25 protein-coding genes and 1 pseudogene are annotated in these 25,950 nt (G+C 61.9%); 13 read left to right on the top strand and 13 right to left on the bottom strand.

The features are described from left to right. Nucleotides 1-208: 208 nt before the first annotated feature. The 6 genes from GC1_RS03485 to GC1_RS03510 form a co-directional block, all read right to left on the bottom strand. Nucleotides 209-685: a hypothetical protein gene (locus GC1_RS03485; protein WP_036761836.1), complete on the bottom strand. Its 477-nt coding sequence runs from the start codon at nucleotides 683-685 to the stop codon at nucleotides 209-211. A gap of 81 nt (nucleotides 686-766) precedes the next feature. Beyond that, nucleotides 767-1,201: a hypothetical protein gene (locus GC1_RS03490; RefSeq protein WP_019295429.1), complete on the bottom strand. Its 435-nt coding sequence runs from the start codon at nucleotides 1,199-1,201 to the stop codon at nucleotides 767-769. Between the two features lie 184 nt (nucleotides 1,202-1,385). Beyond that, the gene (locus GC1_RS03495; RefSeq protein ID WP_019295428.1) at nucleotides 1,386-1,952 is read right to left on the bottom strand and encodes a sarcosine oxidase subunit gamma; all 567 of its coding nucleotides are present in this window, start codon (nucleotides 1,950-1,952) and stop codon (nucleotides 1,386-1,388) included. Further along, a complete protein-coding gene (locus GC1_RS03500; protein WP_019295427.1) occupies nucleotides 1,945-4,977 on the bottom strand; it encodes a sarcosine oxidase subunit alpha family protein in 3,033 nt (1,010 codons plus the stop codon). Before GC1_RS03500 ends, GC1_RS03495 begins: the two co-directional genes overlap by 8 nt. 49 nt (nucleotides 4,978-5,026) lie before the next feature. Then, the gene (locus GC1_RS03505) at nucleotides 5,027-5,368 is read right to left on the bottom strand and encodes a sarcosine oxidase subunit delta (RefSeq protein ID WP_019295426.1); all 342 of its coding nucleotides are present in this window, start codon (nucleotides 5,366-5,368) and stop codon (nucleotides 5,027-5,029) included. A gap of 33 nt (nucleotides 5,369-5,401) precedes the next feature. Then, entirely contained in the window at nucleotides 5,402-6,646 is a 1,245-nt protein-coding gene (locus GC1_RS03510) for a sarcosine oxidase subunit beta family protein (protein WP_019295425.1), read from the bottom strand. A gap of 188 nt (nucleotides 6,647-6,834) precedes the next feature. Here GC1_RS03510 and ccmI point away from each other — a divergent pair, with 188 nt between their 5' ends. Genes ccmI through GC1_RS03525 form a run of 3 tightly spaced genes read left to right on the top strand, consistent with a single transcriptional unit; the run spans nucleotide 6,835 to nucleotide 8,781 of the window. Further along, nucleotides 6,835-8,073 carry a c-type cytochrome biogenesis protein CcmI gene (gene ccmI / locus GC1_RS03515; protein ID WP_019295424.1) on the top strand — a complete coding sequence of 413 codons (1,239 nt, stop codon included), beginning with the start codon at nucleotides 6,835-6,837 and terminating at the stop codon, nucleotides 8,071-8,073. After that, entirely contained in the window at nucleotides 8,070-8,543 is a 474-nt protein-coding gene (gene ruvX, locus GC1_RS03520) for a Holliday junction resolvase RuvX (RefSeq protein WP_019295423.1), read from the top strand. The genes ccmI and ruvX overlap by 4 nt, the downstream gene beginning before the upstream one ends. Nucleotides 8,544-8,547: 4 nt before the next feature. After that, nucleotides 8,548-8,781, top strand: a complete 234-nt coding sequence (locus tag GC1_RS03525; RefSeq protein ID WP_019295422.1) for a DUF1289 domain-containing protein — start codon at nucleotides 8,548-8,550, stop codon at nucleotides 8,779-8,781. A 173-nt stretch (nucleotides 8,782-8,954) separates the two neighbouring features. On the opposite strand, the gene GC1_RS03530 is transcribed toward GC1_RS03525, so the two are convergent. The 4 genes from GC1_RS03530 to dusA form a co-directional block, all read right to left on the bottom strand. Then, entirely contained in the window at nucleotides 8,955-9,395 is a 441-nt protein-coding gene (locus GC1_RS03530; protein WP_019295421.1) for a DUF4265 domain-containing protein, read from the bottom strand. Between the two features lie 41 nt (nucleotides 9,396-9,436). Further along, nucleotides 9,437-10,234 carry a hypothetical protein gene (locus GC1_RS03535; protein ID WP_019295420.1) on the bottom strand — a complete coding sequence of 266 codons (798 nt, stop codon included), beginning with the start codon at nucleotides 10,232-10,234 and terminating at the stop codon, nucleotides 9,437-9,439. Between the two features lie 3 nt (nucleotides 10,235-10,237). Continuing rightward, nucleotides 10,238-11,092 carry a sulfite exporter TauE/SafE family protein gene (locus tag GC1_RS03540; RefSeq protein ID WP_019295419.1) on the bottom strand — a complete coding sequence of 285 codons (855 nt, stop codon included), beginning with the start codon at nucleotides 11,090-11,092 and terminating at the stop codon, nucleotides 10,238-10,240. A gap of 87 nt (nucleotides 11,093-11,179) precedes the next feature. Further along, a complete protein-coding gene (gene dusA, locus GC1_RS03545; protein ID WP_019295418.1) occupies nucleotides 11,180-12,178 on the bottom strand; it encodes a tRNA dihydrouridine(20/20a) synthase DusA in 999 nt (332 codons plus the stop codon). Between the two features lie 300 nt (nucleotides 12,179-12,478). On the opposite strand from dusA, the pseudogene GC1_RS03550 reads away from it, so the two are divergent. Beyond that, nucleotides 12,479-14,164: pseudogene (locus GC1_RS03550) on the top strand (acyl-CoA synthetase). A gap of 84 nt (nucleotides 14,165-14,248) precedes the next feature. Here the strand turns inward: GC1_RS03550 and GC1_RS03555 are convergent. Beyond that, nucleotides 14,249-14,965 (bottom strand): SDR family NAD(P)-dependent oxidoreductase, encoded by a 717-nt coding sequence (locus GC1_RS03555; RefSeq protein WP_029204742.1) that lies wholly within the window; start codon nucleotides 14,963-14,965, stop codon nucleotides 14,249-14,251. A 229-nt stretch (nucleotides 14,966-15,194) separates the two neighbouring features. Between GC1_RS03555 and GC1_RS03560 the strand changes: the two genes are divergently transcribed. Beyond that, on the top strand, nucleotides 15,195-15,749 hold the full coding sequence (locus GC1_RS03560) for a sigma-70 family RNA polymerase sigma factor (protein ID WP_019295416.1): 555 nt from the start codon (nucleotides 15,195-15,197) through the stop codon (nucleotides 15,747-15,749). After that, on the top strand, nucleotides 15,750-16,385 hold the full coding sequence (locus GC1_RS03565; protein ID WP_019295415.1) for a ChrR family anti-sigma-E factor: 636 nt from the start codon (nucleotides 15,750-15,752) through the stop codon (nucleotides 16,383-16,385). It abuts the gene before it with no gap. Between the two features lie 25 nt (nucleotides 16,386-16,410). Here GC1_RS03565 and GC1_RS03570 read toward each other — a convergent pair whose 3' ends face one another. Together GC1_RS03570 and GC1_RS03575 are read right to left on the bottom strand one after the other, a co-directional pair. Next, the gene (locus GC1_RS03570) at nucleotides 16,411-17,136 is read right to left on the bottom strand and encodes an SDR family NAD(P)-dependent oxidoreductase (RefSeq protein WP_019295414.1); all 726 of its coding nucleotides are present in this window, start codon (nucleotides 17,134-17,136) and stop codon (nucleotides 16,411-16,413) included. Beyond that, nucleotides 17,133-17,903 (bottom strand): DUF1365 domain-containing protein, encoded by a 771-nt coding sequence (locus GC1_RS03575; protein WP_019295413.1) that lies wholly within the window; start codon nucleotides 17,901-17,903, stop codon nucleotides 17,133-17,135. Before GC1_RS03575 ends, GC1_RS03570 begins: the two co-directional genes overlap by 4 nt. A gap of 124 nt (nucleotides 17,904-18,027) precedes the next feature. Between GC1_RS03575 and GC1_RS03580 the strand changes: the two genes are divergently transcribed. The 7 genes from GC1_RS03580 (at nucleotide 18,028) to GC1_RS03615 (ending at nucleotide 25,635) form a co-directional block, all read left to right on the top strand. Further along, complete coding sequence (locus GC1_RS03580; protein WP_019295412.1) at nucleotides 18,028-19,377, top strand: NAD(P)/FAD-dependent oxidoreductase; 1,350 nt, start codon at nucleotides 18,028-18,030, stop codon at nucleotides 19,375-19,377. Beyond that, nucleotides 19,316-20,473: an SAM-dependent methyltransferase gene (locus tag GC1_RS03585; RefSeq protein WP_019295411.1), complete on the top strand. Its 1,158-nt coding sequence runs from the start codon at nucleotides 19,316-19,318 to the stop codon at nucleotides 20,471-20,473. The genes GC1_RS03580 and GC1_RS03585 overlap by 62 nt, the downstream gene beginning before the upstream one ends. Then, the gene (locus GC1_RS03590; RefSeq protein WP_019295410.1) at nucleotides 20,466-20,957 is read left to right on the top strand and encodes a hypothetical protein; all 492 of its coding nucleotides are present in this window, start codon (nucleotides 20,466-20,468) and stop codon (nucleotides 20,955-20,957) included. The genes GC1_RS03585 and GC1_RS03590 overlap by 8 nt, the downstream gene beginning before the upstream one ends. Before the next feature lie 2 nt (nucleotides 20,958-20,959). Continuing rightward, nucleotides 20,960-22,186 carry an MFS transporter gene (locus tag GC1_RS03595; RefSeq protein ID WP_029204741.1) on the top strand — a complete coding sequence of 409 codons (1,227 nt, stop codon included), beginning with the start codon at nucleotides 20,960-20,962 and terminating at the stop codon, nucleotides 22,184-22,186. Then, complete coding sequence (locus GC1_RS03600; protein WP_019295408.1) at nucleotides 22,183-22,731, top strand: DUF3833 family protein; 549 nt, start codon at nucleotides 22,183-22,185, stop codon at nucleotides 22,729-22,731. Before GC1_RS03595 ends, GC1_RS03600 begins: the two co-directional genes overlap by 4 nt. 19 nt (nucleotides 22,732-22,750) lie before the next feature. Next, nucleotides 22,751-24,307 (top strand): cryptochrome/photolyase family protein, encoded by a 1,557-nt coding sequence (locus tag GC1_RS03605; RefSeq protein WP_019295407.1) that lies wholly within the window; start codon nucleotides 22,751-22,753, stop codon nucleotides 24,305-24,307. 1,076 nt (nucleotides 24,308-25,383) lie between these two features. Continuing rightward, a complete protein-coding gene (locus GC1_RS03615) occupies nucleotides 25,384-25,635 on the top strand; it encodes a hypothetical protein (protein ID WP_019295405.1) in 252 nt (83 codons plus the stop codon). The last annotated feature ends 315 nt before the right edge of the window (nucleotides 25,636-25,950 follow it).

A 25,950-nucleotide genomic window follows, 5' to 3' on the forward strand; every position in this document is an offset into this window, starting at 1 on the left:
CGCGCTATCAGGTCAAGGGGCCTAGGCGTGAAAACACCGCAGGACCCATGTGCAAAAAACTAGTGGTTACCAAGAATTCCAGGTCTCAATGCTGAACAGTCTTCAAGCAGCAACAGACCTTGTTAGCGCGCATATTGTCCACCAAAGGATGAGCTCGCATTGCCGTGCGACATTATCCGCGGACCTTGCAACTCTGGTTCCGAACTGTTTAGCCCTTCTTGACCTTGCACTTACCCCGCCCGCGCGGCAGGTTTTCATAGCCGGTGATCACGCCACGGATCGACAGGGTGTTCTGCTTCATATTGAGAACCCCGGTGTACAAACCATCCACTTTGGTTCTGGCGTTGCCGACCGGGATATCATTTACACGCCAGTCCAAGTTGTAGGAAATCTCATTGCGCCGTTCAACGCGTGCCTCAAGAGGCTCACCAACAAGTTCGTGAATGAAACCATCATAAATCTTTGCCGACTCATCCTCATCGTTCCACATCACGATGACCCTAGGTGCAATCCAGCCATTGTTGGTGAAGGCTTTGATCTCACAATCATAAACCGTCTCGGCAAAGGCCACCTGTCCCGCGAAGCTGACGGAAGCTGCTATCCCGAAAAGTGCAAAACGTAGCATCTGTTTTTCTCCAAATTCACCCCGGGGTTGTTTGCAGCCGAAGAAAAGAAAGGCAAGCATATTCCAACGTCAAAAGAACACGTTTTCTACTATTGCGGTTTCAATGCGACGCAATTCATGCGTGCCAGCTAAGCCAGCAGGTCAGCCTTCGTTCTGAGCCAGCAAAGACAGGCTGCGGAGCATTTCGCAATGACCCTGTCCACGTGGCAGTACCCCATCCTGACCGCTGCGCTCTGCCTTGATGCTCATTTTGTGGTTCGCAGTGTTCAAAATCGCCCGAAATCGGGGCTTGGGCCGTCCAGCGTCTCCACCGACAGCAAGTTTCGGCAACGCCCAATTCAGCATATAAGAGGTTTCACTGTGCTGCATCACCCTGGCATTGACCGTCACGCCAAAGACCATATCGGTGATCACAGCGCCGCTGAAGTCATCCGCGAACTTCAGGCTGAAACGGCTGGGAATCCACTCTGTTCCGGAAATCGGTTTCAGGCTGCAGCGAAAGCCGGGCCCCGCGATAGCCGCGGCACCTCCAAGCGTTAGTACAAGTGCAAAGAACCCGCAAAACCGCAGACCCATGGGCAGCCCCCCGAAACATCTTCACGCAGCCACCTCCCCCCAAGGAAACAGCCAGAGTTCAACCGCTTGCAAAATGCGCAAAAGGAGACATTCCGGGAACGGGCAAAAAAAGGTGCCCTGGAAGGTCTCCAGGACACCGTAAATGACGCGCAAAGGCGTCACAAGCAGAAAGCGAGTGATAATTTTAGTAAACACCCACTTTACTTTGCGGATGCGCCCCTGCGCTCAGCAGTTTGAACACATATTCACCAACCGAGCGGAAGCAGACGATGTAGAAGTTGCCGTCGTCGTTCAACCAGAAGGCGCCTGCCACCTGTGCCAGGCGCGAGCGGCGGAACTGTCCCGGCTTGAAGGCCGCAGCGTCAAAGTCCACCGGGCTCACCTTGCCCAGCACCTCGCGCGCGCCTTCACCCGACAAGCGGAAGAAGGCACGGGCGTCGGAGACGTTTACAGCCAGAGCATGCTCGCCTTTCAGCGCCTCGGCCACTTCCGCGGTCTTGGCGACAGCGTCCTCGTAAGGCACCAGCAGCAGCAGTTCGTCCGGGGACATCCAGGCCGCGGCGCCGTTTTCGGCAACCGAGATGGAGCCCTGTGCCGGAACGTCGGCGCCGGTGGCGGCTTTGACAGCCGCCTTCAGCGCCGATGAACCCAGATCGCCGCGCAGGGTGATCATACCCTGCAGACCGGCATCCTCGACGGTGGCCAGACCCGAGAAACGGGCGCCGTTCAGTACGGAAACAGCCTTAGACATTCTGCTTCTCTCCATCCTTATCGTAGAAGACCGGATCAACGATCTTGGCTTTGTAAGTCTTGCCGTCAGTGCCGGGGAACTCGATCACTTCGCCCATCCGCTTGGGACCATGCTTAACCAGGCCCATGGCGATGCCGCGGCCCAGAGTCGCGGAGTGGTAGGTCGAGGTCACCCGGCCGATCATGTTGCGCTGGCCGTTGGCGTTGACGCCTTCACCCAGTGCATAGGCGCCGTCAGGCAGCACCGAACCGTCAACGGTTTCCAGGCCAACCAGCTGCCAGCGCTCCGGATCAACCATGTGCGAACGCTGCTGCGCGCGTTTGCCCAGGTAGTCTTCCTTCTTCTTCGACAGCGCCCAATGCAAACCCAGATCCTGCGGGATCACGGTGCCATCGGTCTCGTCGCCGATCATGATGAAGCCCTTCTCGGCGCGCAGGATGTGCAGGGTCTCGGTGCCGTAAGGCATGACGCCGAATTCCTTGCCTGCGTCCATCAGCGCATCCCAGAACGCCTGACCTTCAGAGGCCGCAACCGCGATCTCATAGGACAGCTCACCCGAGAATGAGATCCGGTAAGCCCGGGCGTCAAACTCGCCGATCTTGCCGTCACGCCATTCCATGAACGGCAGCGCCTCTTTCGAGACATCCATGCCGCCGCCTGCTGCCGCATTCAGCTTCTCCAGCACCTTGCGGGCGTTGGGGCCGACCACAGCGATCTGGGCGTACTGTTCGGTCACGTTGGCGACATAGACCTTCATGTCCCACCATTCGGTCTGCAGCCACTCTTCCATCCAGCCGTGGATGCGCTCGGCGCCGCCGGTGGTGGTGTGGCACAGGAAAGTGTCCTCGTCGATGCGGGCAACCACACCGTCGTCCATCAGGAAACCGTTTTCGGTGCACATCAGGCCATAACGGCATTTGCCGACCTTCAGCGTGGACATCATGTTGGTGTACAGCATGTCCAGGAACTTGCCTGCGTCGGGGCCTTTGACCACCAGTTTGCCCAGGGTCGAGGCATCCAGCAGGCCGAGATTCTCGCGGGTGTTTTTCACCTCGCGGTTCACCGCAGCATGACGGTCCTCACCGGGTTTGGTGATGGCAAACGGACGGCGCCACTGGCCAACCGGTTCCCAATCCGCGCCGTTCTTATCCAGCCAGTCGGCAATCGGTGTCTTGCGCACCGGCTGGAAGATCTCGGCCCGTGCTTCGCCCGCAATCGCACCCAAAGAGATCGGGTGGTAGGGCGGACGGAAGGTGGTGGTGCCCACCTGCGGGATTTCCGAGTTCAGGCTGTCGGCCAGAATGGCCAGACCGTTGATGTTGGACAGCTTGCCCTGGTCGGTCGCCATGCCCAGCGTGGTGTAACGCTTGGTGTGCTCGACGCTTTCATAGCCTTCGCGGGCCGCCAGCTGCACGTCCGACACTTTCACGTCGTTCTGGTAGTCCAGCCAGGACTTCATGCGCAGCTTGATGTCTGCCTTGGCAGGCATCAGCCAGACCGCTTCCATCTGCGCTTCCGCTTCAGACTCACCCTTGGCAGCCGCCACGGTTTTCGCCGGGAAGCCCGCCGCTTCTGCCGCTTTCGCGCCAGCCGCAGCTGCATCTTCCAGCAGCGCGCCCAGGCCGAACTCGCCGTTTGCGGCACCAGCAGGCACCACAAAGCCGTTGCCGTCGTGGCCCAGCGGCGGACGGGAGGCATCGGGGCGGAAATTGGCGTTCACTTCGTCCCAGATTAGCTTGCCGCCGCAATGGGACCACAGGTGGACCACCGGCGACCAGCCACCGGACATGGCAACTGCATCGGCTTGCACGGTCTCGCGCGCACCGCCTTCGCCGTTCTGGGCGCAGATGGCGACCTCAGTCACGCATTTGCCGTCCTTCACCTTGGCGATGGCACGGCCCAGTTCGACCCGGATGCCCCTTTCGCGGACAGCTTCCATCAGCGCGCCGCCGCCGGTTTCGCGGGTGTCGACCACGCGGACCACTTCGACGCCAGCGTCATGCAGCACCAGCGCGGTGCGGTAGGCGTCGTCGTTGTTGGTGGCAACCACCACCTTCTGGCCCGGGTTGATGCCCCAGTTCACCACATAGTCGCGCATCGAGGCCGCCAGCATCACGCCGGGAACATCGTTGCCGGCAAAGGACAGCGGACGCTCGATCGCACCGGTTGCGGTGACGATCTGGGATGCACGGATCCGCCACAGACGGTGGCGCGGGCCGCCCTGGCCCGGTGCGTGGTCGGTCAGGCGCTCATAGCCCAGGGCATAGCCGTGGTCATAGACGCCGGAACCCATGCAGCGGTCGCGGAGCGTAACGTTGTCCATGCCGCGCAGCTCGGCCAGGGTCTTTTCGATCCAGGCCTCGGGCGCTTCACCGTCGATGGTGCCGCCGTCGACCGGTGCGCGGCCGCCCCAGAAGTTGTTCTGCTCCAGCACCAGAACCTTGGCGCCCGACGCAGCAGCCGCCTTGGCCGCCTGCAGGCCGGCAACACCGCCGCCGATAACCAGCACATCTGCAAAGAAGTAGAAATGCTCGTAGGTGTCGGCGTCCTTCAGTTCTTTGTCAGGTGCTGCGCCCAGACCGGCGGACTTCCGGATGATCGGCTCATACACGTGTTTCCACAGCGGACGCGGGTGGATGAACATCTTGTAGTAGAAACCGGCGGTCAGGAAGCGCGACAGCTTGTTGTTCACCGCCAGAACGTCGAATTCCAGGCTCGGCCAGTGGTTCTGCGACTGCGCGGTCAGGCCCGAGAACAGCTCGGTGGTGGTGGCGCGCTGGTTCGGCTCGTAGCGGTCGCCCACACCCAGCTGCATCAGCGCGTTGGGCTCTTCCGAGCCGGATGCGACAACGCCGCGCGGGCGGTGGTATTTGAACGAGCGGCCCATCATCACCTGGCCGTTGGCCAGCAGTGCGGACGCCAGGGTATCGCCGGCAAAACCCTGCATGGATTTACCGTTGAAGGTGAAGGCGATCTGTTTGGAGCGGTCGATCAGCCGGCCGTGTTTGGCAAGACGCGTGCTCATGGGCGCAGACCTTTCAAGAGAAAAGCGGGTGTTTCAGTCAGGCGGCGGTTCATTTCTTGCCGTCCGCAAATTCGCGCCAGGTCCAGCCCGGGCGTTTGGCAGCGATCTTGTCCAGGATCTCCTGCGTCGGCACGCTGGTCTGTGCGGTGTAGGTGCCAAAGACTTCCAGCGTCATTGTGCAACGGGCGGCGTGGAACCACTTGCCGCAGCCGTTGGCATGGCGCCAGCGTTCAAAGTGAACGCCTTTGGGGTTTTCGCGCATGAACAGGTAGTCATGGAACTCATCATCCGAGGAACCGGGGCCATAGCGCTTCAAATGCGCTTCGCCGCCCGCGGCCAGTTCGGTTTCTTCGGCTTTGACGCCGCAGTAGGGGCATTCAAGGATCAGCATTGTGCTTGCTCCACAGTATTGAATTTTGCGGCGTTAGTGCGCCACACCGGCGGCGACGCTCTCGTCGATGAACTTGCCTTCTTTGAAGCGGTTGATCGAGAACTCCTCGGTCAGCGGCGAATGGCCGGTGGCCATCAGCTCTGCCATCGCCCAGCCCGAACCCGGGATGGATTTAAAGCCGCCGGTGCCCCAGCCGCAGTTGATGAAGCAGTTCTGAACCGGGGTCTTGGAGATGATCGGCGAGCGGTCGCCGGTCACATCCACGATACCGCCCCACTGGCGCAGCATCTTCAGGCGGCTGACCATCGGGAAGGTTTCGACCAGGGCGCGCACGGTTTCCTCGATATGGTGGAAGCTGCCGCGCTGGGTGTAGTTGTTGAACCCGTCGGTGCCGCCGCCGATGACCATCTCGCCCTTGTCGGACTGGGACATGTAGCCGTGCACGGTGTTGGCCATCACAACCACGTCCATGCAGGGTTTGATCGGCTCGGACACCATCGCCTGCAGGGCAACGGATTCCATCGGCAGACGGAAGCCCGCCATTTCCGACAGCACCGAGGCGTTACCGGCCACGATCATGCCGATCTTGTCGCAGTCGATCGGGCCCTTGGTGGTGTCGACACCCACGGTGCGGCCGTTCTCGGTGCGCACACCGGTGACTTCACACTTCTGGATGATATCCATGCCCATGTCGGAGCACGCACGCGCATAACCCCAGGCCACAGCGTCGTGGCGGGCGGTGCCGCCGCGTTCCTGATAGAGGCCGCCCAGCACGGGGTAACGCGGGCCGTGCAGGTTGATGATCGGCACGATCTCTTTCACCCGCTCCGGGGTGATCCACTCGGTCTGAACGCCCTGCTGCTGGTTGGCATGCGCGGTACGCTTGTAGCCGCGGATCTCATGCTCGGTCTGGGCCAGCATGATCACGCCGCGCGGGCTGAACATCACGTTGTAGTTCAGGTCCTGCGACATGGTCTCATACAGGCTGCGCGCCTTTTCATAGATCGCAGCCGAGGGATCCTGCAGGTAGTTCGAGCGGATGATGGTGGTGTTCCGGCCCGTATTGCCGCCACCCAGCCAGCCTTTCTCGATGATTGCGACATTGGTAATGCCGAAGTTTTTACCCAGGTAGTAGGCAGTGGCGAGGCCATGCCCGCCCGCGCCCACGATGACGACATCGTAGTGGCGTTTGGGTTCCGGCGAGCGCCAGGCGCGCTCCCATCCGGTGTGATAGCGCAGGGCTTCCCGCGCAACAGCAAAGACTGAATAGCGTTTCATGAGCGAATCCGATGGTTCGTGTCTGATAGCGGGTATGCCCGAAACGCATGGCTGACCAGTGCCGTTTATCGCCCTGTTTCTGCGTTATTGCGACATATCGAAATGACGCATTGCAGCATCCCGCGGCAGATTGGCTCTTTTGTTCGCCCCGCCCCGCATATAGATGAAAACCAAACTTCGGAGACGGCATGATTTTCTGGACAGTCACCGCCCTCATCGCCTTTGCGGCCGCGCTGCTGCTGGCAATGATCATCATTCGCGCCCGTGAGCAAGGCGAACCTGCCGCGGCTTACGACCTGCGTGTCTACCGCCAGCAATTGCGCGAGGTTGACAAGGATCTGGCCCGCGGCGTCATCGCCGAAAGCGACGCAGAGCGCATCCGCACCGAGATATCGCGCCGCATTCTGGCCGCTGACACGCAGCTGCAAAAGCGCAAGTCCGGCCCCGCCCAGCCCCGCGCCCTGTCGCTGGGCTTTGCCATCGCCACAGCACTGCTGATCACCGGCGGCACCCTGGGCCTTTACTGGCAGCTGGGCGCGCCGGGCTACGCTGACCTCGGCCTGCAGGACCGTATCCGTCTGGCAGGCGAGCGCGCCGAAAACCGCCCCTCTCAGGCTGAGGCGGAGGCCGATGTGCCGGCAATCGAGCGCCCTGAAGTGGAAGAGGGTTACCTCAAGCTGGTCGAACAGCTGCGCAAAACCGCAGGCGAGCGCGAAGATGACGCCCGCGGCCAGGCCCTGCTGGCCCAGCACGAGGCCAACCTCGGCAACTTCAAAGCTGCTTACGAGGCCAAGACCAACTATATCCGCCTGGCCGAAGGCAAGGTGAACGCCCGCGACTTCACCGAACTGGCCGAATTGAAGATCATGGCGGCCGGCGGCTACGTCTCGCCCGAGGCGCAGACCGACCTGCAAAAAGCCCGCGCCATCGACCCGAGCCATGGCCCGGCCCGTTATTACTGGGGCCTGATGCTGGGCCAGATCGGCCGCCCGGACCTTGCCTACCGCGAATGGGCCGCAACCCTGCGGGACGGACCTGCGGATGCCCTGTGGGTCAAAGGAATTCAGGGCCAGATCGAGGAAATGGCCTTCCGCGCCGGTGTCGAATACCGTCCGATCACCCCCGGCGGAGGAACTTCCCCCGCCCTGCCCGGCCCCAGTGCTGAAGACATGGCCGGCGCCAGCGAACTCAGCCCTGAAGAGCAGCAGGTAATGATCCGCGGCATGGTCACCCGCCTGTCGGACCGGCTGGCAACCGAGGGCGGCAGCGCTGAGGAATGGGCCCGCCTGATCGGCGCCCTGTCGGTGCTTGGCGAGACCGAGCGCGCCCGCACCGTCTATGACGAGGCCCGCGGCGCCTTTGACGCCGACGTAGAAGCCCTGGCGCTCTTGGAAACCATCGCCGCCCAGGCAGGACTGACAGAATGATCCACGACGCCTTTGAAGACTTCGCCGCCGCCCTGCCTCCGATGCACGCGCTGATGGGGCTGGACCTGGGCACCAAGACCATTGGCGTCGCTGTCTCCGACCGCATCGGCGCGGTGGCAACACCTTTGGAAACCGTGAAGCGCAAGAAGTTCTCGGCAGACGCTGCCCGCCTGCTGGAAATCATCCAAGCCCGCGACATCAGCGGCATCCTCCTCGGCCTGCCCCGCAACATGGACGGCACAGAGGGGCCGCGCTGCCAATCCACCCGCGCCTTTGCCCGCAATCTGGGCCAGCTCACCGATCTGCCAATCTCCTTCTGGGATGAGCGCCTCAGCACTGTGGCAGCAGAAAAAGCGCTTCTTGAAGCAGATACGACACGCAAACGCCGCGCAGAGGTTATCGACCACGTCGCGGCCTCCTATATCTTGCAAGGCGCATTGGACCGGATGCGGCATTTGAAGAACGGGTGAACTGATGACTGACGACGTTTGGAAACGGGACGAGATCCAGTCCCCCTGCATCAAGATCTGCGTCGTCCACCCCGAGGCCCGCATCTGCACCGGATGCTACCGCTCCATCGACGAAATCCGCGACTGGTCGAAAATGACCAACGAGGAGCGCGCCGGTATCATGAACGACTTGCCGGAGCGCGCCAGCAAACTGGTCAAGCGCCGCGGCGGCCGCGGCGCGAGGTTAAAACGCAGCTAACGCGGCGCGCGGTGAGGTAACCGCTTGTCAATCATGCGGAATAAGCACTGACCCAATGTTTCGCGCGCGAAACATTTAGGCAGAACTGCTGACCTTTCTTGAAGAAGCGCTGTTCACCTTCCTCGGCAGAAGGTACCCCAAGTGCGAATGAGTAATCGGGGACACAATTGACTTCAGATGTCGTGGGAACAATCACCTTCTTCAAAGTCCCAGACCTTGCTTTGTTCGCCGTCTTCGAGCAACGCATAAACCTTATGCACATCCACACCCGCGGGAACGTTCAGAGCATAAAGGTCGAATCCAAAATCACCGTGCTCATAGGCACACCCGGCTTCGTTCAATGCGGTTAAGAACTGGTTCAGAACGTTCTTAGAGCCGCCTTTGGCCGGAATGATACGGTAAGTCGAGCCTTTTGCGCTTCTAAGACGTTTCGTAATGACAAGCTGGCCGTCTATCTCTCTCACTGAAACGATGTCACGGAAACTCAGCCCTCTCGCAAAAAAGGGGATATTCTCGACTCTGTATTTTCCCGCGGAAACCTCGGACAGCCAAACGCTCTCCGTGGAATGGCTGTGCCAGTCGTCTTGATCGAGTTCAATGGTTGCCTTTTCCAACGATTACTCCATCCGCATCCAAGTTTCGGACAAGCCGACACCTAGCCCTCCGCCAGCCATCCCTTGGTCCAATCCGCGAGCTCTGGCCGGAAGTACGCAATCATCCGGCCCTCTTCCGGCGCGCTTGCCTCCTCGCCCCAGGGTGCAACCCCGTGCAGGCACAGCCGGTGCATCAGATAGGACTCGCCGGGTTTGGCATGCACCGTGATCCGCGGGCAGGTCTCGAACACTTCGGCGCGGGCTGCCGTGTAGGCATCGGTCACATCCACATCCGCCCAGCCCGACTGCGGCACCCCCTCAAAGGCAGCGGCAAAGGCGCGGCGCATGATCCGGTGGCTGCCCTCCCAGATCACCAGCGGCGAGGCATCGGGGCTGCTTTCATTCAGCGGGAGGCCCAGCACCCAGGCATGCGGCTCCTCCACCTTGCGGCGGCGGTGCTCACCGTACATCTTGACCCCATCCACATGCGCCGCATCGCGTTTGATACGGTAGCGGAACGCCGCCTCGCCCTCGCCCGGCCGCGGACGCGGATAGCCGGGAAAGACCGAGGACACCTGCGCCCGGTGCAACTCGGGGATCGGGCCAAGGTTCTGCGTGATGAACTCCACCGGCGCCCCCGCCAGCGGCGGCCCGTCCGGCAAACGCCCGGCGGCATCGTTGGGCAGCGCGTCGACGCCGATGAACCAGGTCCGTTCGCACTGGAACCACTCGGCGCAGGCCGGGTCGTCCAGCGACCGGATGCCGTGACGCAATGCATCCGCCGCCCAGGCGGCCACCTGCGGGTCATGGGCAAAACGCACCCAGCCCCTGTCCTGAAACTGTTCGAACTGCTCATTCATTTTCTAGTACCCGAAAGCTTTGCGCAGCATGTTCAGTGCCACCAGCACCAGAAACGCCCCGAACACCCGCTTCAACGGCTTGGGATCCATCGCATGGGCCAGTTTCACGCCCCACGGCGCTGTAATCAGCGTCATGGCGATAACGATGAAGAACGCCACCAGATTGACCGCGCCGATGGTGAAGGGCGGCTTGGTTGCAGGGTCGACGTTCAGCAGCAGAAAGCCCGCCACAGAAGGTACCGCGATGATCACGCCAAAGCCAGCGGCGGTCGCCACCGCCCGGTGCACGGCAACCCCGTGCAGCGTCATCAGCGGCACCCCGAAGCTGCCGCCGCCAATCCCCATCAGCACCGACAGGAAACCCACTGCCGGAGACAGCACAGCGCGCTTGCCCCCTTTGGGCATTTCCTCGGCCAGCCTCCACTCCGACCGGCCCAGCCCCAGATAGCAGCCAATCACCAGCGCCAGTCCGCCAAAGACGCCTTGCAACACGGTGGAGCGCAGGGCGGAGGCCGCCAGCACGCCGACAATGGCGCCAAGCGCAATGCCAATCCCCCAGCTGCGCAAGATCTCCCAATCCACCGCGCCCTTCTTGTTGTGGCTCATGACAGAACGCAGCGAGGTCACGATGATGGTCGCCAAAGAGGTCGCCAGGCAAATCTGCATCAGCTGGTCGCCGCCATAGCCAAGGGTCTGGAAGGCATAGAAAAACGCAGGCACCAGCACGATGCCGCCGCCAACCCCCAGAAGGCCAGCCAGCACGCCGGCAAAGGCACCGATCACCACCAAAAGCCCAGCCATCTGTATCAGCAACGCGGGCTCAGGCCACAGGGCGGCGGTCATGGCAGGATCGGTCATGCGGGGCACCTCGGGCTTTTGCGTTTGCGGCAAAGGGTTAGCCGCCGGACCCGGAATGCACAAGACACTCACGCGTGAGGCGTTCCGTCACGCTGCGGCGCGGTTCTCCACTTGCGCCAGCGCGTCCAGGACCAGTTCCGGCCCGGCACCCGCCTGGCAGGCACCCTCGGACAGCATCCGCCGCCACTGCCGCGCGCCCGGCTTGCCCGCAAACAGCCCCAGCAAATGCCGGGTGATCTGGTTCAGTTTGGCGCCCTCGCTGAGCCTCGCCTCGATATAGGGCAGCATCTGCCGCACCGCCTCGCCCGCATCGCTCACCGCGCCGGTGCCGTATATCTCAGAATCCGCCGCGCACAGCAAATCGGCAGGCTGGTGATAGGCCGCCCGGCCCACCATCACCCCGTCAAGCCCGCGCTCCAAATGCGTCTTAGCCTCCGCCAGCGTGGCAATGCCGCCGTTGATCGAGACATGCAGGTCCGGAAACGCCGCCTTCATCCGGTGCACCAGATCATAATCGAGCGGCGGGATGTCCCGGTTCTCCTTGGGCGACAGCCCCTGCAGCCAGGCCTTGCGGGCATGGATGGTGACCCGCTTGCAGCCAGCCGCGCGGATCTTCTCCAGGAAATCCGGCAGCACCTGTTCCGGCTCCTGCTCATCCACGCCAATACGGCATTTGACGGTGACTTCCACATCCACCGCTTCGCGCATGGCAGCCACACAATCGGCCACCAGTTCCGGCGTCTGCATCAGCACCGCACCAAAGGCCCCGGATTGCACCCGGTCGCTAGGGCAGCCGCAGTTGAGGTTGATTTCGTCATACCCCGCATCAGCCCCCAGCCGCGCCGCCTCTGCCAGTTCCTGCGGATCGGAGCCGCCCAGCTGCAGCGCCACAGGATGCTCCTCAGCGTTGAACTCCAGCAAATGCAGCGCCTGGCCCCGGACCAGCGCCGGCGCCGTAACCATCTCGGTATACAGCAGCGTCTCCCTGCTCAACAGCCGGTGCAGATAGCGACAGTGCCGGTCGGTCCAGTCCATCATGGGTGCCACGCTCAAACGCGCTGCTTTTTGTGCGTTATTTTTCGACACGTTAACTCCATATGACCTTTTTTTGGCCCCGTAGCACTATTCCCCCGATTTCGCCGGTTTTCCGCGGATTTCGGGGGTTCTCGATTCGAGCGTGCTACGGTGTAGCACATCCGAGGCTTACAAACAGCGGCGCCAATGCAGCTGGTTCCTGGCCCGGGCACCTCCGGTTCCATCTTCCGTGTTTCCTTCGGAATTCGGCTATCAAACCCCAAAAACTTTTCGTGCGCGCGAACCGAATTCCTTATCATCGAAATCAAGATGGGATGAATTCCATGACCAGTAACAAGAACAGCTCGATGGATGTGCTCGGCTTTGTTGCAGAACTTGCCCAATGGCAGGAGCTATAAGATAAGGACGGACAACCCGTACAACACCGGTCTGGACCGCCCCCCCCGCAAACTATCAGCCGCTGACGCCGCTGACCTTCCTGGAACGCGCCGCCAGCGCCTTTCCGGACCGCACGGCGATTTTGCATGAGTCCCTGCGGCGCAGCTACGCGGAGTTTTTTGCGCGGTCGCGGCGGCTGGCCTCGGCCTTGGCCAAGAACGGCATCCGCCGCGGCGATACCGTGTCGGCGCTGCTACCAAATACCCCGGCGATGCTTGAGTGCCATTACGGCGTGTCTATGTGCGGCGCGGTACTGCATTCGATCAAGACAAGGCTGGATGCAGCGGTGATTGCGTTCCAGCTCGACTACGCGATGTCGAAATTGGTAATCGTGGACCGGGAATTCATGCCGCTGATGCAAGAGGCGCTGGCGCTTGCCACGGTCTCGCCGGTTCTGATCCAGTATGATGACCCAGAGTATGACGGTGTGCCGGCAGATTCGGAGGCCGCCGACTACGAGGTGTTTCTGACCCGCGGCAACCCGGAATTCGCCTGGCTGATGCCGGAGGACGAATGGGATGCGATCTCGATCAACTACACCTCCGGCACCACCGGCGACCCCAAGGGCGTGGTTTCGCACCACCGGGGCGCCTATCTGCTCGCGCAGGGCAACGCGCTGACCACGTCGATGCAGAAACACGCGGTCTATCTCTGGACCCTGCCGATGTTCCACTGCAACGGCTGGTGCTTCCCATGGACACTGTCCGCCATCGCAGGCACCCATGTGTGCTTGCGGCAGGTGCGGGCCGAACCGATCTGGAACGCCCTGGCGGACGAGGGCGTGACCCACCTGTGCAGCGCCCCCATCGTGATGTCGCTGCTGATCTCGGCACCCGCAGAAGCCAAGCGTGAACTTTCCCAGCCGGTGCAGTTCTTTACCGCCGCCGCGCCGCCGCCGGAAAGCCTGCTGGCGGACATGAAGGCCGCAGGCTTTGAGGTGACCCACCTTTATGGCCGACGGAAACCTACGGTCCTGCGGTGGTCAATGACTGGCACCATAGCTGGTCGGATCTGCCGCCTGCCGAACAGGCCGCACTGAAGGCGCGCCAGGGCGTGCGCTACCTGCCGCTGGAACAGCTGGATATGCTGGACCCGGAGACGATGCGGCCGGTGCCGCGCGACGGCCAGACCATGGGCGAGGTGATGTTCCGCGGCAACGTCGTGATGAAGGGCTATTTCCGCAATCCCAAAGCCACCGAGAAAGCCTTTGCCGGCGGCTGGTTCCACTCCGGCGATCTGGGTGTCATGCACCCTGACGGCTACATCCAGCTCAAGGACAGGTCAAAGGACATCATCATCTCGGGTGGTGAGAACATCTCCTCGATCGAGGTCGAAGAGGCGCTTTACCGCCACCCGGCGGTTGCGGTTGCTGCCGTTGTGGCAATGCCGCACAAAAAATGGGGCGAAACTCCCTGCGCCTTTGTTGAACTGGTTCAAGGCCAGGAGGCCGACGCGGAAGTCCCGCGCAGCTGGTGCCGCGACCGTCTGGCGCCCTACAAGGTTCCGGGCAGGTTCGTGTTCATGGATATTCCAAGAACCTCGACCGGCAAGATCCAGAAATTTGCGCTGCGCGAGCAGGCAAGGGAAATCACGACCTGACCACTCAAGCACGGGGCGTCTGCATTCGATACGCTACAGAGGTGCGGCTTCCACTTACGCCGCCTTCTTGCTCCACATTTCGGTTCAGGGATCGATGCAGCTTCCGTCCCAAGCGAAGCAGTGTCCGCTCTGCGATGGCGTCAGAGTCTGGACTACAGCCATCATCCGGGAAACCGAGTATTGCGGTGAAAAGCGCTTGTCCGGGGCAACGTTGCGCAGAAACGGCTGGGACAGGCCGCTTTCCACCGTGCCGGGATGCAGCCCGACGGCAATGGCCTCTGGATTGCGGCGGCGGATTTCTATCGCGGCATTGCGGATGAACATGTTCAGGGCCGCCTTGGACGCCCGGTAGGAATACCAGCCGCCCAGATGATTGTCGGAGATGCTGCCGACGCGGGCGGACAGAGCGGCAAAGACCCCGCGCCTGTCACGCGGCAGCAAGGGCAGAAAGTGCTTTGCGGTCAGGGCCGGGGCCACCGTGTTGGCCGAGAAGAGCTCCAGGAGTTTCTCGGCGCTCAGCTCTCTCAGGGATTTCTCCGGCGTGATATCCCCTTGGTGCAGGATCCCGCCGGCCAAGATTATCAGGTCAACTGCGCCTTTCCCCGCGGCCTGCCCCGCTGCGGCTTGCAGGCTGTCTTCATCCAGGTAGTCCACCTGCAAAGTCTGCACGCCGGGCGGCGCTGAGGCTTTCGGGCGACGGGACAGGCTGTGAATGCTGGCCTGCGGGTATTTCCGGGCCAGTTCGCTGAGGAAGGCCGACCCGATCGCTCCGGACCCGCCGCTGACAACTACATTGCGCATCGCTGAACACTTTCTTGCAGAAGGTTTCATGTGTTACGCCGCGCAGCCGGAGGCGGATCAGGTCTTGGTGCCCTGGCCGCCCATCGGGGTTTCCGGGCGTGCAAAAATTGCGGCGGTCCATGATCCAACTTCCACACCAGTCCGTATCCGGACTATGCTGACACTAAACTTGGACAGGCCGCCCGATAATTTCACCGTGCTTCGGGCTTCCCCTGAGGGCAAAGCAGTAGTGTCAAACGAGCAAACCTATTCGCAGCTCACCGTCTGGCTGCTGGCGGTGCGTGATCACCGTGACCGCGCGGCGTTCGGTGACATGTTTGACTACCTGGCACCGCGCCTGAAGGGATTTGTCATCCGCTGCGGCGCGCAGCCGGCGCTGGCTGAAGAGATTGTTCAGGACGTCATGCTGACGATCTGGCGCAAGGCGGGGATGTTCGATCCGCACAAGGCGCAGGCGTCGGCCTGGATTTACCAGATCGCCCGCAACCGCCATATCGATATCGTCCGCAAGGAAAACCGGCCCGTCCCCGATGAATTGGGCGAGGACCCCGGAACGGAACCCGATGCCAGCCAGATCCTGGCCCTGGAGCAGGAAACCCTGCAATTGAAACAGGCCATCGAGCAACTGCACCCCGATCAGAAAGAAATGATCGAGAAGGCCTATATCGGGGATTTGACCCATCAAGAGATCAGCACCCAGACAGGCTTGCCGCTGGGTACAGTAAAGTCACGTATCCGCCTTGGCCTCGGGCGGCTGCGCAAGGAACTAAAAGGATTGCGTTGAATGCCTGCAATCACACATCACATCCCCGCCCCGATGATCGCGGCCTATGCCTCGGGCAGCCTGCCGCACGCCTTTTCCATGGTTGTTGCAAGCCACCTGTCGCTGTGCCACGACTGCCAGGCAGCGCTTGGCGCGCATCAAGCCGTCGGCGGTGCGCTGCTGGAAGAGGCTGCTTGCGTGGCGGTGTCGCAGGACGCGAAATCAAACCTCATGGCGCAGCTGGATGAGCCTGCCGCGCCGGAGCCGCTCTATGACGCCAAGGGGATCTACCCGGGGCCGGTGATGCAGTCCCTGAAGGGGCAGCCGCTACGCTGGAAAACGCTGGGCATGGGGGTCAAGCAGAACATTCTGTTCGAGGGTCAGGGCGGATCTGCCCGGCTGCTGTATATCCCTGCGGGCCAGGCGGTGCCGGATCACAGCCACAACGGGCTGGAGCTGACGCTGGTGCTGCAGGGCAGTTTCAGCGACGAGACCGGGCGGTTTGGTGTCGGGGATGTCGAAATCGGCGATGAAACCCTGGAGCACACGCCAGTTGCGGATGCCGGCGATCCCTGCATTTGCCTGGCCGCCACCGATGCGCCGCTGCGTTTCAAGGCGTTCATGCCGCGTCTGCTGCAGCCCTTGTTCCGGATTTGAAGCATGCGGCCGAGGGCTGCCAGCCTCACTTGCCGCGGTAAACCAGCCAGTCGGGCAAAAGGTTGAACGCCTTGATTGCGTAAGAAAAAGGCCGGGGGAAGTCCGTTCTGAACCGGCGCGATTGCATGGCGGCCACCACATGTCCGGCGGCGTCCTCCGGTTCCATCAGCTGCGGCATCTTGAAACTGTTCTTGTCCGTCAGCCGGGTTTTGATGAAACCCGGGTTGACCACGCGCACGGTGACGCCGCTGTCCTTCAGATCATGCCGCATGGTTTCCGCAAGGCTGATCAGCGCAGATTTGCTGGCGCCATAGCCGATGGAGGCGGGCAGCCCCCGGTATCCGGCCAAGGAGCCGACCAGCGTGATATCGCCCCAGCCCGCCTTCACAAATTCAGGCACCACTTGTCCCAGAACCCGCAGCGCGCCTGTGAAATTCACATCGCTCATCCCCAGCACAGCCTCGCTATCCCAGTCCTGAGTGCGCATCGGCTCATAGGCGCCTGCGTTGTAGATGACGCCATCCAGCGGCGCGGCAAGACGGGCAGCCTTTCTGACCGAGTGCATATCGGTCACATCCACAGGCACCGGCTTTGCCCGGCACAGCTCATGTGCCAGCGTCTCCAGCGCATCCTCTGACCGCGCCGAAAGGATCAGCCGGGCGCCGGCCCGGTCCAGTTGCCGGGCAATCTCGCGCCCCAGCCCGTGGCTCGCCCCGACCAGCCAGAAGGTCTTGCCTTCAAACTGCGTCACGCCTTGCCGCCCGAGAAGGTCGAGCTGTCGGAGATCAGCGGCTCCGGCGGCTCCGACTTCTTCAGAAACGGCGCGCGCTTTACCCAAAGCTTAAGCGCCTGCCAGTAGATCAACGCCACCACACGGGCAGCTCCCAGCGGCCTGCGCAGGGCGGCGCGCAGCAGCCCGCCGGTGGTCACCGGACGGCGCAGGCCATTCAGCGTCGCCAGCACGCCCTCGCGTCCATTGGTGTAGGAAATCCGGATGTTGAACGCCCGCTCCGTCATCTCGAAATTGAACCGGTAGCGCCCCGCCACCTGTTGAAACGGCGAGACATGCATCAGCTTCTCCGCTTCGATCACCTCGCTGCGCTGGATCGGACGGAAATCAGGATGGGCCGCAAAATAACAATGGCGGTGGCCGAAGGTGTTGTTCACCTCGGCTATAAAGGCCCGCGGGCTGCCATCCTTGACCGCGATCCAGAAGCTGACCGGGTTGAAATGAAACCACAGGAAACTCGGCTGGGTCAGCAGCAGCAGCTGAGCGCCTTGCAAGGGAAACCCGCGCCGCTCCAGCTCCTCTCGGAACCAGGCGGCGCCGCGCCCGTTGCCGAGGGGGCCGCCGTGGCGGCGGTCGTGGATCGAGAACAGGTTGAAGCAGTTGCGCGACAGCAGCGGCGGCGCGCCGTCAGTCATGTCGGTCAGAATGAAGTCCACGCCGTAGCGGAAGGCATTCTTCAAGCGGCCCCGGCGCGCATGAAAGGTCTGTGCTGCAACATGTTCGATCATGCAGTGGTTACGCAGCCGCTGCCGCCCCGGATCACCCGCAAGCACAGTTTTATCGGGAAAGAAGTGATCCGCATTCTTGCTCCCGGCGTATCAGGTCCAAACATCAGCAAGGGAAAACCGACGCATGCTGGATCAAACTCAGGGACCGCGCCGCAAGATCGCCATCGTGGGAGGCGGTATTTCCGGGCTCTCCGCGGCGTATTACCTGTCTGAAAGACATGACGTTACCTTGTTTGAGGCCGCCCCCCGACTGGGCGGCCACGCGCGCACCGTGCTGGCGGGCAAGAATGGCGATCAGCCGGTGGATACCGGCTTCATCGTGTTCAACTATGCCACCTACCCCTACCTGACCCGGCTGTTCCGCGAGCTGGATGTGCCTGTGATCAAAAGCGAGATGAGCTTTTGCGCCAGCATCGACGACGGCCGTCTGGAATACGGGCTGAACAATCTGCGAATGCTGGCGGCACAGAAACTCAATCTGGTGCGGCCGCAGTTTCACAAGATGGTCGCCGATATCGTGCGCTTCGGCAAACGGGCCGAGGCCGCCGCCACCGACGACAACAAGACCATCGGCGAGCTGGTGGAGGAGCTGGGTCTGGGCAGCTGGTTCCGCAACCATTACCTGATGCCAATGTGCGGCGCGATCTGGTCGACCCCGGCCACCGACGTCGACGCTTTTCCGGCCAAATCGCTGGTCCGCTTCTTCCGCAACCACGCACTGCTGGCCGGGACGGGCAAACACCAGTGGTGGACCGTCAAGGGCGGCAGCATCGAATATGTCCGCCGCCTGGAAGCCGCCCTGGTTGCGCGGGGCTGTGAGATCCGCACCGGCAGTCCGGTCGAGCAAGTCACCCGTCAGGCGGGCTGTGTTTCGGTGCAGGCGCAGGGCGCGGACCCGCGCCTGTTCGATGACATCATCCTTGCCTGCCATTCCGATCAGGCGCTTTCCATACTGGGGGCTGATGCCACCCCGGCCGAGGCCGCGGCGCTTGGGGCAATCCGCTATCAGCCCAACACCGCGGTTCTGCATTGCGACAGCGGGCAGATGCCCAAGCGGCGCAGCTGCTGGTCCAGCTGGGCCTACCGCAGCCAGGACGGCGGCGTCGGCGTTACTTACTGGATGAACCGCCTGCAAAGCATTCCGGAAAGCGATCCGCTGTTCGTGACCCTGAACCCCACCCGGCCTATTCCTGCGGGTAAGGTTTATGACACGGTGGAATTCTCCCACCCCGTTTTCGACAAGGCAGCCCTGCGCGCCCAGCGACAGATCCGGACGATACAGGGGCAGAACAACACCTGGTTTGCAGGCGCCTACAACCGCCACGGCTTTCACGAAGACGGCATCGCCAGCGCCATGCGGATTGTCCGCATAATGAATTCTCTCACCCCTTACCTGGCCAAAGGAACAGATCATGGCATTCACGGACAAAGCCCTTCAGTCGGAATTTCTGACGGTCTGCGCGCGACTGCGTGAGGGCCGGCTGACGCTGCGCACCCCGGATGGCGCGCGCTATGAATTCGGCGACCGCGGCCCCGAGGCGGAAATGCAGATCAATGACTGGGCCGCGGTTTCCGCGATGGCGGCGCACGGCCAGGTCGGGCTGGGCGAGGCCTATGTGCAGGGCCTGTGGGACACGCCGTCAGTGGACGGCCTTATGCAGCTGGCAATGCGCAACCGCGAGCATCTGGGCAGCTACGATCAGGCCAGCCCCCTGAATCGCGCCAAGTTCCGCGTTGTCGACACCCTGCTGCGGGCGAATTCCAAACGCGGAGCGCGCAAAAACATCCGCGCCCATTACGATGTAGGCAATGAGTTCTACCAGCTGTGGCTGGATGACGGCATGACCTATTCCTCCGGGTTGTTCGAGGCGGAGGGCGATGATCTGGCGCAGGCGCAGACCCGCAAGAACGCCCGCATCCTTTCGCGGCTGGGCGGTGGCGAACGGGTGCTGGAGATCGGTTGCGGCTGGGGCGGCTTCGCCGAACAGGCCAGTGCCGCGGGCCGCGACGTGACCGGTGTCACCATCTCGCGCAACCAGCACAGCTATGCCGAAAGCCGCCTGGACGGGCGCGCCGACATCCAGCTGCGCGACTACCGCGATATCGAGGGCAAGTTCTCCAGCATCGTCTCCATCGAGATGATCGAGGCCGTGGGCGAGCGGTATTGGCCCAGCTACTTCGCCAAGCTCAAAAGCAGCCTTGCCGAAGGCGGACGGGTGCTGCTGCAGGCGATCACGGTGCGGGATGACTTCTTCCCGACCTACCGGACCTCCTCCGACTACATACGCCAGTATGTCTTTCCCGGCGGTATGCTGCTGTCTGACCAGGTGATTGCGCAGCAGGCAAAATCGGCCGGTCTGCAGGTCGCGGACAGTTTCGCTTTCGGCCAGGATTATACCCGCACCTGCCGGATCTGGGCGCGTCGTCTGGCCGCGCAAAAGCGCCGGATCATGGATCTGGGATACGGCGAGGCCTTCTTCCGCAACTGGCAGTATTACCTGGATATCTGCGCCGCCTCCTTTGCCATCGGCCACACCAATGTTGTGCAGGTGGAGCTCGCCCATGCGTAAGCTGCTCCTGACCCTCTGCCTGCTAGCGGTCCCAGCGGTCGGCTTTGCCTCTCCGGTTCAATCCCTGCTGCCGGGGGCCGAACAGCGTGGCGCGGCGACGTTCCGGCTGCTTGGCCTGCCAGTTTACCAGGCCCGGCTCTTCACCAAGCGTGCCGCGCCTTTGGACTGGTCGCAGGATTTCGGAATCGAACTGACCTATCAGCGAAAACTGAGCCAGGATGACTTGGTCGACGCAACGCTGCGCGAGATGCGGCGCCTTGGGTATTCCGCACCCGGCCGCCCCCGGTTCGAGGCCTGTTTCAAAGGCGTCTCCCCCGGCGACCGTTATCTGGCCGTGAGCCAGGGTCCGGACCGGGTCAGGTTTCTGCGCAATGGACGCACCGCCTGCACGCTGAACCAAGTGGGTATCAAGCGCAGCTTCATGTCGATTTTTGTGGGCGAAAACACCCGCTCCGCCCGATTCACCCGCGCGCTTCTGGGCTAATGATGCTGTATCCCCGGGTCAGCCTCTATGCGATGATGCTCGCCTCTGCGGGGATCCCTCTCTACATCCACCTGCCGCAGTTTGCGTCGGTGAACCTGGGGATCGGCCTGGGGGCGCTTGGCGGCATCCTGTTGGGGATCCGCCTGTTTGATCTTGTCCAGGACCCGCTGATCGGCTGGGCCATCGACCGCTGGCCCGGGGCGCAGCTTTGGTTCGCGCTGCTGGCAGCGGGTGGACTGGCAATAGGCTTTCCGCTGCTGTTCGGCCTGGCGGCAGGCCCCCTGGTGGTGCCCAAGCTTGTGCTGATCCTGCTTCTGCTGTTCTCGGCCTACAGCCTGGGCATGATCCTGCTCTATGGGCGCAGCGCCACTTTGGCCAAACGCGCTGCCCCGCGTGAACTGCTGACGCTGGCGGCCTTCCGCGAAGCGGGCATGCTGAGTGGTGTGATCTTTGCCTCCATCGCACCCGGCATCCTGGTGGCGCTTGGAGCCGCGGGTCAAGGCTATGCGGCCTTTGGCCTTGTGCTGGGAGGCTTTGCCCTGTTCACCGCCGCTGCAACCCGGCCGGTCTGGATGCGTTCGGCAGTCACCGGCCAGCCGCTGTCGGCGATGGCCCTGACACAGGCTGGCGCGCTGCGCCTCCTGTGCCTGGCGATGCTCAACAGTCTGCCGGTGGCACTGACCTCCACCCTTTTCTTGTTCTTTGTCGAGGACCGGCTGAACCTGCCTTCATACGCAGGGCCGCTGCTGGTGCTGTTCTTCCTCTGCGCCGGGCTCAGCGTGCCGCTGTGGGCGCGCCTCAGCCAGCGGATCGGAGCGAAACAGACGCTGCTGATCGCCATGCCACTGGCCATCGCCAGCTTTGCCGGCGCTGCTGTCCTGGGGCCGGGCAGCCTGCTGGGCTTTGCGGTGATCTGCGCGGTGTCGGGCGCCACGCTGGGCGCAGACATGGTGCTGCTGCCCGCCATGTTCAGCATCGCGCTGACCCGCGCGGGCCTCAACGCCTCTGCGGCCTTTGGCATCTGGTCCTTTGCCGGCAAGCTGGCGCTGGCCCTGGCCGCCGCCCTGGCGCTGCCGCTGCTGGAGCAGCAGGGCTTCCGGCCCGGAACGGACAACAGCCCGCAAGCGCTTAGCGCCCTTGCTGTGTCCTATGCAGTCCTGCCCTGCGTCCTGAAAACCGCCGCCTTCGCCTTTGCCCTGACCCTGCCATCAGAAAGAGCAACAGCATGAAACTCCTGACCCTCTGCCTCGCGATCGCTCTTCTTGCGATGATCGCGAAAACCTTCCTGTTCAGCTTTCGGTTCCAGTCGCCGCCGGATTATGCGGACACAGGCCCGCACTTCATCCTGACCGAACACCTGTCCGGTGAAATCCTGTCTGAAGGGGTGATCTTTGGCCCCACCGGTAAGATGGCCAACAGCTTTACCGCCAAAATGGTTGGCGAATGGGACGGCAGAACCGGCACGCTGAGCGAAGAGTTCACTTATTCCAACGGCGTCACCCAAAGCCGCAAGTGGTTCCTGACCCTTGGCCCCGGCAACACCTTCACCGCCACAGCCGATGACTTGGTGGGAGAGGCTCAGGGCATCGTGTCCGGCTCAACGGTGCAGCTCCAATATGAAATCACCCTGCCCGAAAGCGCCGGCGGGTACACCCTGAAAGCCACCGATTGGCTGTACCTGACCGCTGACGGGGTGATCATGAACCGGGCCGAGATGCGCAAGTTCGGCGTCAAGGTTGCCGAGCTGGTTGCCACCATGCGGCCCGCACCATGACCCGTCCTGGCGGCGCGGCATGACCGCAGAACGCGATCCGGCTGCAGCTGGAAATCTCATACTCATTCTAGGCGATCAGCTCAGCCGCAGCCTTTCCTCGCTGCGGGACGCGGACCCGTCCCGCGACATCCTGCTGATGGCGGAGGTTGCAGAAGAGGCGTCCTATGTCCGGCACCACAAGAAGAAAATCGCGTTTGTGTTTTCGGCCATGCGCCACTTCGCCAAGGAGCTGGAGGCCGACGGCTGGCAGCTGCGCTTTGTGCGGCTGGACGATCCCGAGAACACTGGCAGTCTGACGGGCGAGATCGACCGGCTGCGCGCGGACCATCCGGAGGCGCGGGTGGTGGTCACGGAGCCCGGAGAATACAGGCTGAAGTCCGCGCTGCTTGACTGGGCTGAACAGGCGGGCTCCGCCCTGGACATGCGGCAGGACAGCCGCTTTCTCTGCTCCCATCAGCGGTTCCGCAAATGGGCCGAGGGGCGCAAGCAGCTGCGGATGGAGTATTTCTACCGCGACATGCGCCGTGATACCGGGCTGCTGATGGACGGCGATAAGCCGGAGGGCGGCAAGTGGAATTTCGACCACGAGAACCGCAAACCCGCCGGGGGCGGATTGTTTCTGCCGCGCCCGCCGCAAACCCCGCCCGACGGTATCACGGAGGATGTTCTGGACCTGGTCGACGCCCGGTTCGGCGGCCATTTCGGTTCCCTGCGCCCGTTCTGGTTTGCGGTCACCCGGGACGGCGCGCTGGAGGCGCTTGAAAGCTTCGTTGAACAGGCACTGCCGGATTTCGGCGACTATCAGGACGCCATGCTGGAGGGGGAGCGGTTCCTCTACCATTCGGTCCTGTCGCATTACATCAACGCGGGCCTGCTGGAACCGCTTGAGGTCTGCCGCCGGGTCGAGCGCGCCTATTACGAGGGCCTCGCGCCGCTAAACGCGGCCGAGGGGTTCATCCGCCAGATCATCGGCTGGCGCGAGTACATGCGCGGCATCTACTGGCTCAACATGCCAGGCTATACAGAGCGGAATTTTCTGGAGGCCACCCGCCCCCTGCCCGGCTTCTACTGGACAGGCGAGACAGACATGGCCTGCCTGTCTGCCGCCATCACCCAGACCCGCGACGAAGCCTATGCGCATCACATTCAGCGGCTGATGGTAACGGGGAATTTCGCCATGCTGGCGGGCGTTGACCCGCATCAGGTGCACGAATGGTACCTTGCGGTTTACGCCGACGCCTATGAGTGGGTCGAGGCGCCGAATGTGATCGGCATGAGCCAGTTTGCCGACGGCGGCCTGCTGGGATCAAAACCCTATGCCGCCAGCGGCAACTACATCCACAAGATGTCGGACCACTGCTCCAGCTGCCGTTACGATGTGAAGCACAAGTCCGGCGCGGGGGCCTGTCCGTTCAACCCGCTCTACTGGGACTTCCTTTCGCGCAATGCGGACAAACTGCGCGGTAACCCCCGCCTGCGTCAGGTCTACAGCATCTGGGACAGGATGAGTGCCGGACAGCAAGACGAATATCTGGAAACTACCCGGCAGGTACTGGAGCGGTATTGTGACGAATAACCTTGCCTTATGTAATATTGCCTGTCCGTCCACAAGCGCCGGATCGCGTTCCTATCGACAACTCAGAAAGTACTGGGGAATTCACCTTGTAGCTTGCTTGCCATTAGTCGAAATATCCGCGTCTTGGATGCTGACACATACGAGGGTGGTTTTATTACCTGATCTACTCGTCACTTCGCACTCGCAAGGAACGGCTTTTCTATGTTGTTGCACCGCGGCATCCAGCCAAGAAAACGAATGCCCGAATTGGGCCGAGGCTGTGTTGAAACTCCCAGAGACTGCAAACTGCAGACGGGCATCGGCAAGTATTCATGGCATATTTGATTGAGGGCGTGAACTGGATGACATACCACCAGAAAACGGGCCCGCTGCTCAGCTTGCCTCAAACTAAGACAAGAAAAGACAGAGCTGCTGGCAAACGGAAGAAATTTAGCGCCGATCGCATCACCACTCTCCTTCATGTAACGTTGCGGACCCAGCTTGGAAACCCCATGCGGTCAAGGGCAGTCACTGCATCAAAGTCATCCTTAGACAAGGTTGATTGCCAGGCTCACATTGCACCCCCATTGAACAATTTTCCTGAGCTTGCGGTCGCAGGTGTTTCTTCGAGATTTCGGTATGAACCCCGAAAAACGCCCTGCCCCCGCAATGAACTGAGAGAAAGCAGCCTCTCAAAACGAAAACCGCGCAGTCGAAAGGAAAAACAGCCGCTCTTGAAGCCGTCAGCAACCCCGCCGCGGCGCTGCATAGGAGAACACCATGTTCGACCTTAGTCATGACACATTGAAAGAGCAGCGTGATTTCATGTCCTCACACGACGAGGCGCTTCAAAATGCGTCCGTCCTCCTAGGTGTCCAACCCGCTCTGCGCCGGACCCAGGCGCTTTTCGACGAAATCAAGTTGGCCCAAAGGCTAACACGAAGATTGAACGCACCGTTCACAAGCTGACGTTGGAAGCGATCATCTTGGGCCGGTTGCTCGCAGAAGAATGGCTCGAAGGAAGTCTGGTTACAAAAGGATCGACCCGGCTGATCATCTTGGAAGCCATACGGTCTCTCCGGGAGCGTGGGGGCCTCGTGGGCATCGACCAAGATCTGATCGAGCTCATGGGAGAGCAAATCCGCTATACGCAGAATGAAATCCGCTACGGCAAAGGCGATGCCGCGATTTCGCAAGTTGTGGATGTGGATTGGGAACAGGATCAAAAGGTCATCGAGTACGTGAACCTGGCCTACCGCTGGAAAGAATTCAAAGCCGCCAAGATCGCACTGGATGACAAACTGGCCGCCATCCGCGACGCAGATGTCCTTCTGGCCAAGATCCTGTGAGATGTCAGCGGAATGGCCAGGACATTTCGCGCTGTCCTGGCACATTCATTTGGAGACCAAACAGAAAGGATGCATCCTCGAACAAATAGGGCCCGGCTTCACGATCAGGAAGGGACGGCTGCTACGTATGTGCTACACGCAAAATTCAGAACTGAAAAACCACACAAAATCAGCGCACTAAAATCAGTCGCACAAATCCGTCATCGGCGCCACGCTCAAACGCGCGGCCTGGTGCAGTGGGGGCAAAATCTCTGATGCCGCGCCATATAGGCCCTGCACCGCCCGCTGCCAAGCCGCAGCGCAAAGCTCCCCGCT

This window comes from Leisingera sp. ANG1 (assembly GCF_000203975.2).
Classification (GTDB): domain Bacteria; phylum Pseudomonadota; class Alphaproteobacteria; order Rhodobacterales; family Rhodobacteraceae; genus Leisingera.

Bases quoted from the DNA above. Each gene is read 5' to 3' on its own strand.
- GC1_RS03485 (WP_036761836.1), bottom strand. From the start codon at position 685: ATGCTTGCCTTTCTTTTCTTCGGCTGCAAACAACCCCGGGGTGAATTT.
- GC1_RS03580 (WP_019295412.1), top strand. From the start codon at position 18,028: ATGCTGGATCAAACTCAGGGACCGCGCCGCAAGATCGCCATCGTGGGA.
- GC1_RS03595 (WP_029204741.1), top strand. From the start codon at position 20,960: ATGCTGTATCCCCGGGTCAGCCTCTATGCGATGATGCTCGCCTCTGCG.
- GC1_RS03590 (WP_019295410.1), top strand. From the start codon at position 20,466: ATGCGTAAGCTGCTCCTGACCCTCTGCCTGCTAGCGGTCCCAGCGGTC.
- GC1_RS03575 (WP_019295413.1), bottom strand. From the start codon at position 17,903: ATGATCGAACATGTTGCAGCACAGACCTTTCATGCGCGCCGGGGCCGC.
- GC1_RS03495 (WP_019295428.1), bottom strand. From the start codon at position 1,952: ATGTCTAAGGCTGTTTCCGTACTGAACGGCGCCCGTTTCTCGGGTCTG.
- GC1_RS03535 (WP_019295420.1), bottom strand. From the start codon at position 10,234: ATGAATGAGCAGTTCGAACAGTTTCAGGACAGGGGCTGGGTGCGTTTT.
- GC1_RS03510 (WP_019295425.1), bottom strand. From the start codon at position 6,646: ATGAAACGCTATTCAGTCTTTGCTGTTGCGCGGGAAGCCCTGCGCTAT.
- GC1_RS03540 (WP_019295419.1), bottom strand. From the start codon at position 11,092: ATGACCGATCCTGCCATGACCGCCGCCCTGTGGCCTGAGCCCGCGTTG.
- GC1_RS03555 (WP_029204742.1), bottom strand. From the start codon at position 14,965: ATGCGCAATGTAGTTGTCAGCGGCGGGTCCGGAGCGATCGGGTCGGCC.
- GC1_RS03505 (WP_019295426.1), bottom strand. From the start codon at position 5,368: ATGCTGATCCTTGAATGCCCCTACTGCGGCGTCAAAGCCGAAGAAACC.
- GC1_RS03490 (WP_019295429.1), bottom strand. From the start codon at position 1,201: ATGGGTCTGCGGTTTTGCGGGTTCTTTGCACTTGTACTAACGCTTGGA.
- GC1_RS03585 (WP_019295411.1), top strand. From the start codon at position 19,316: ATGGCATTCACGGACAAAGCCCTTCAGTCGGAATTTCTGACGGTCTGC.
- GC1_RS03605 (WP_019295407.1), top strand. From the start codon at position 22,751: ATGACCGCAGAACGCGATCCGGCTGCAGCTGGAAATCTCATACTCATT.
- ccmI (WP_019295424.1), top strand. From the start codon at position 6,835: ATGATTTTCTGGACAGTCACCGCCCTCATCGCCTTTGCGGCCGCGCTG.
- GC1_RS03600 (WP_019295408.1), top strand. From the start codon at position 22,183: ATGAAACTCCTGACCCTCTGCCTCGCGATCGCTCTTCTTGCGATGATC.
- GC1_RS03500 (WP_019295427.1), bottom strand. From the start codon at position 4,977: ATGAGCACGCGTCTTGCCAAACACGGCCGGCTGATCGACCGCTCCAAA.
- GC1_RS03565 (WP_019295415.1), top strand. From the start codon at position 15,750: ATGCCTGCAATCACACATCACATCCCCGCCCCGATGATCGCGGCCTAT.
- ruvX (WP_019295423.1), top strand. From the start codon at position 8,070: ATGATCCACGACGCCTTTGAAGACTTCGCCGCCGCCCTGCCTCCGATG.
- GC1_RS03525 (WP_019295422.1), top strand. From the start codon at position 8,548: ATGACTGACGACGTTTGGAAACGGGACGAGATCCAGTCCCCCTGCATC.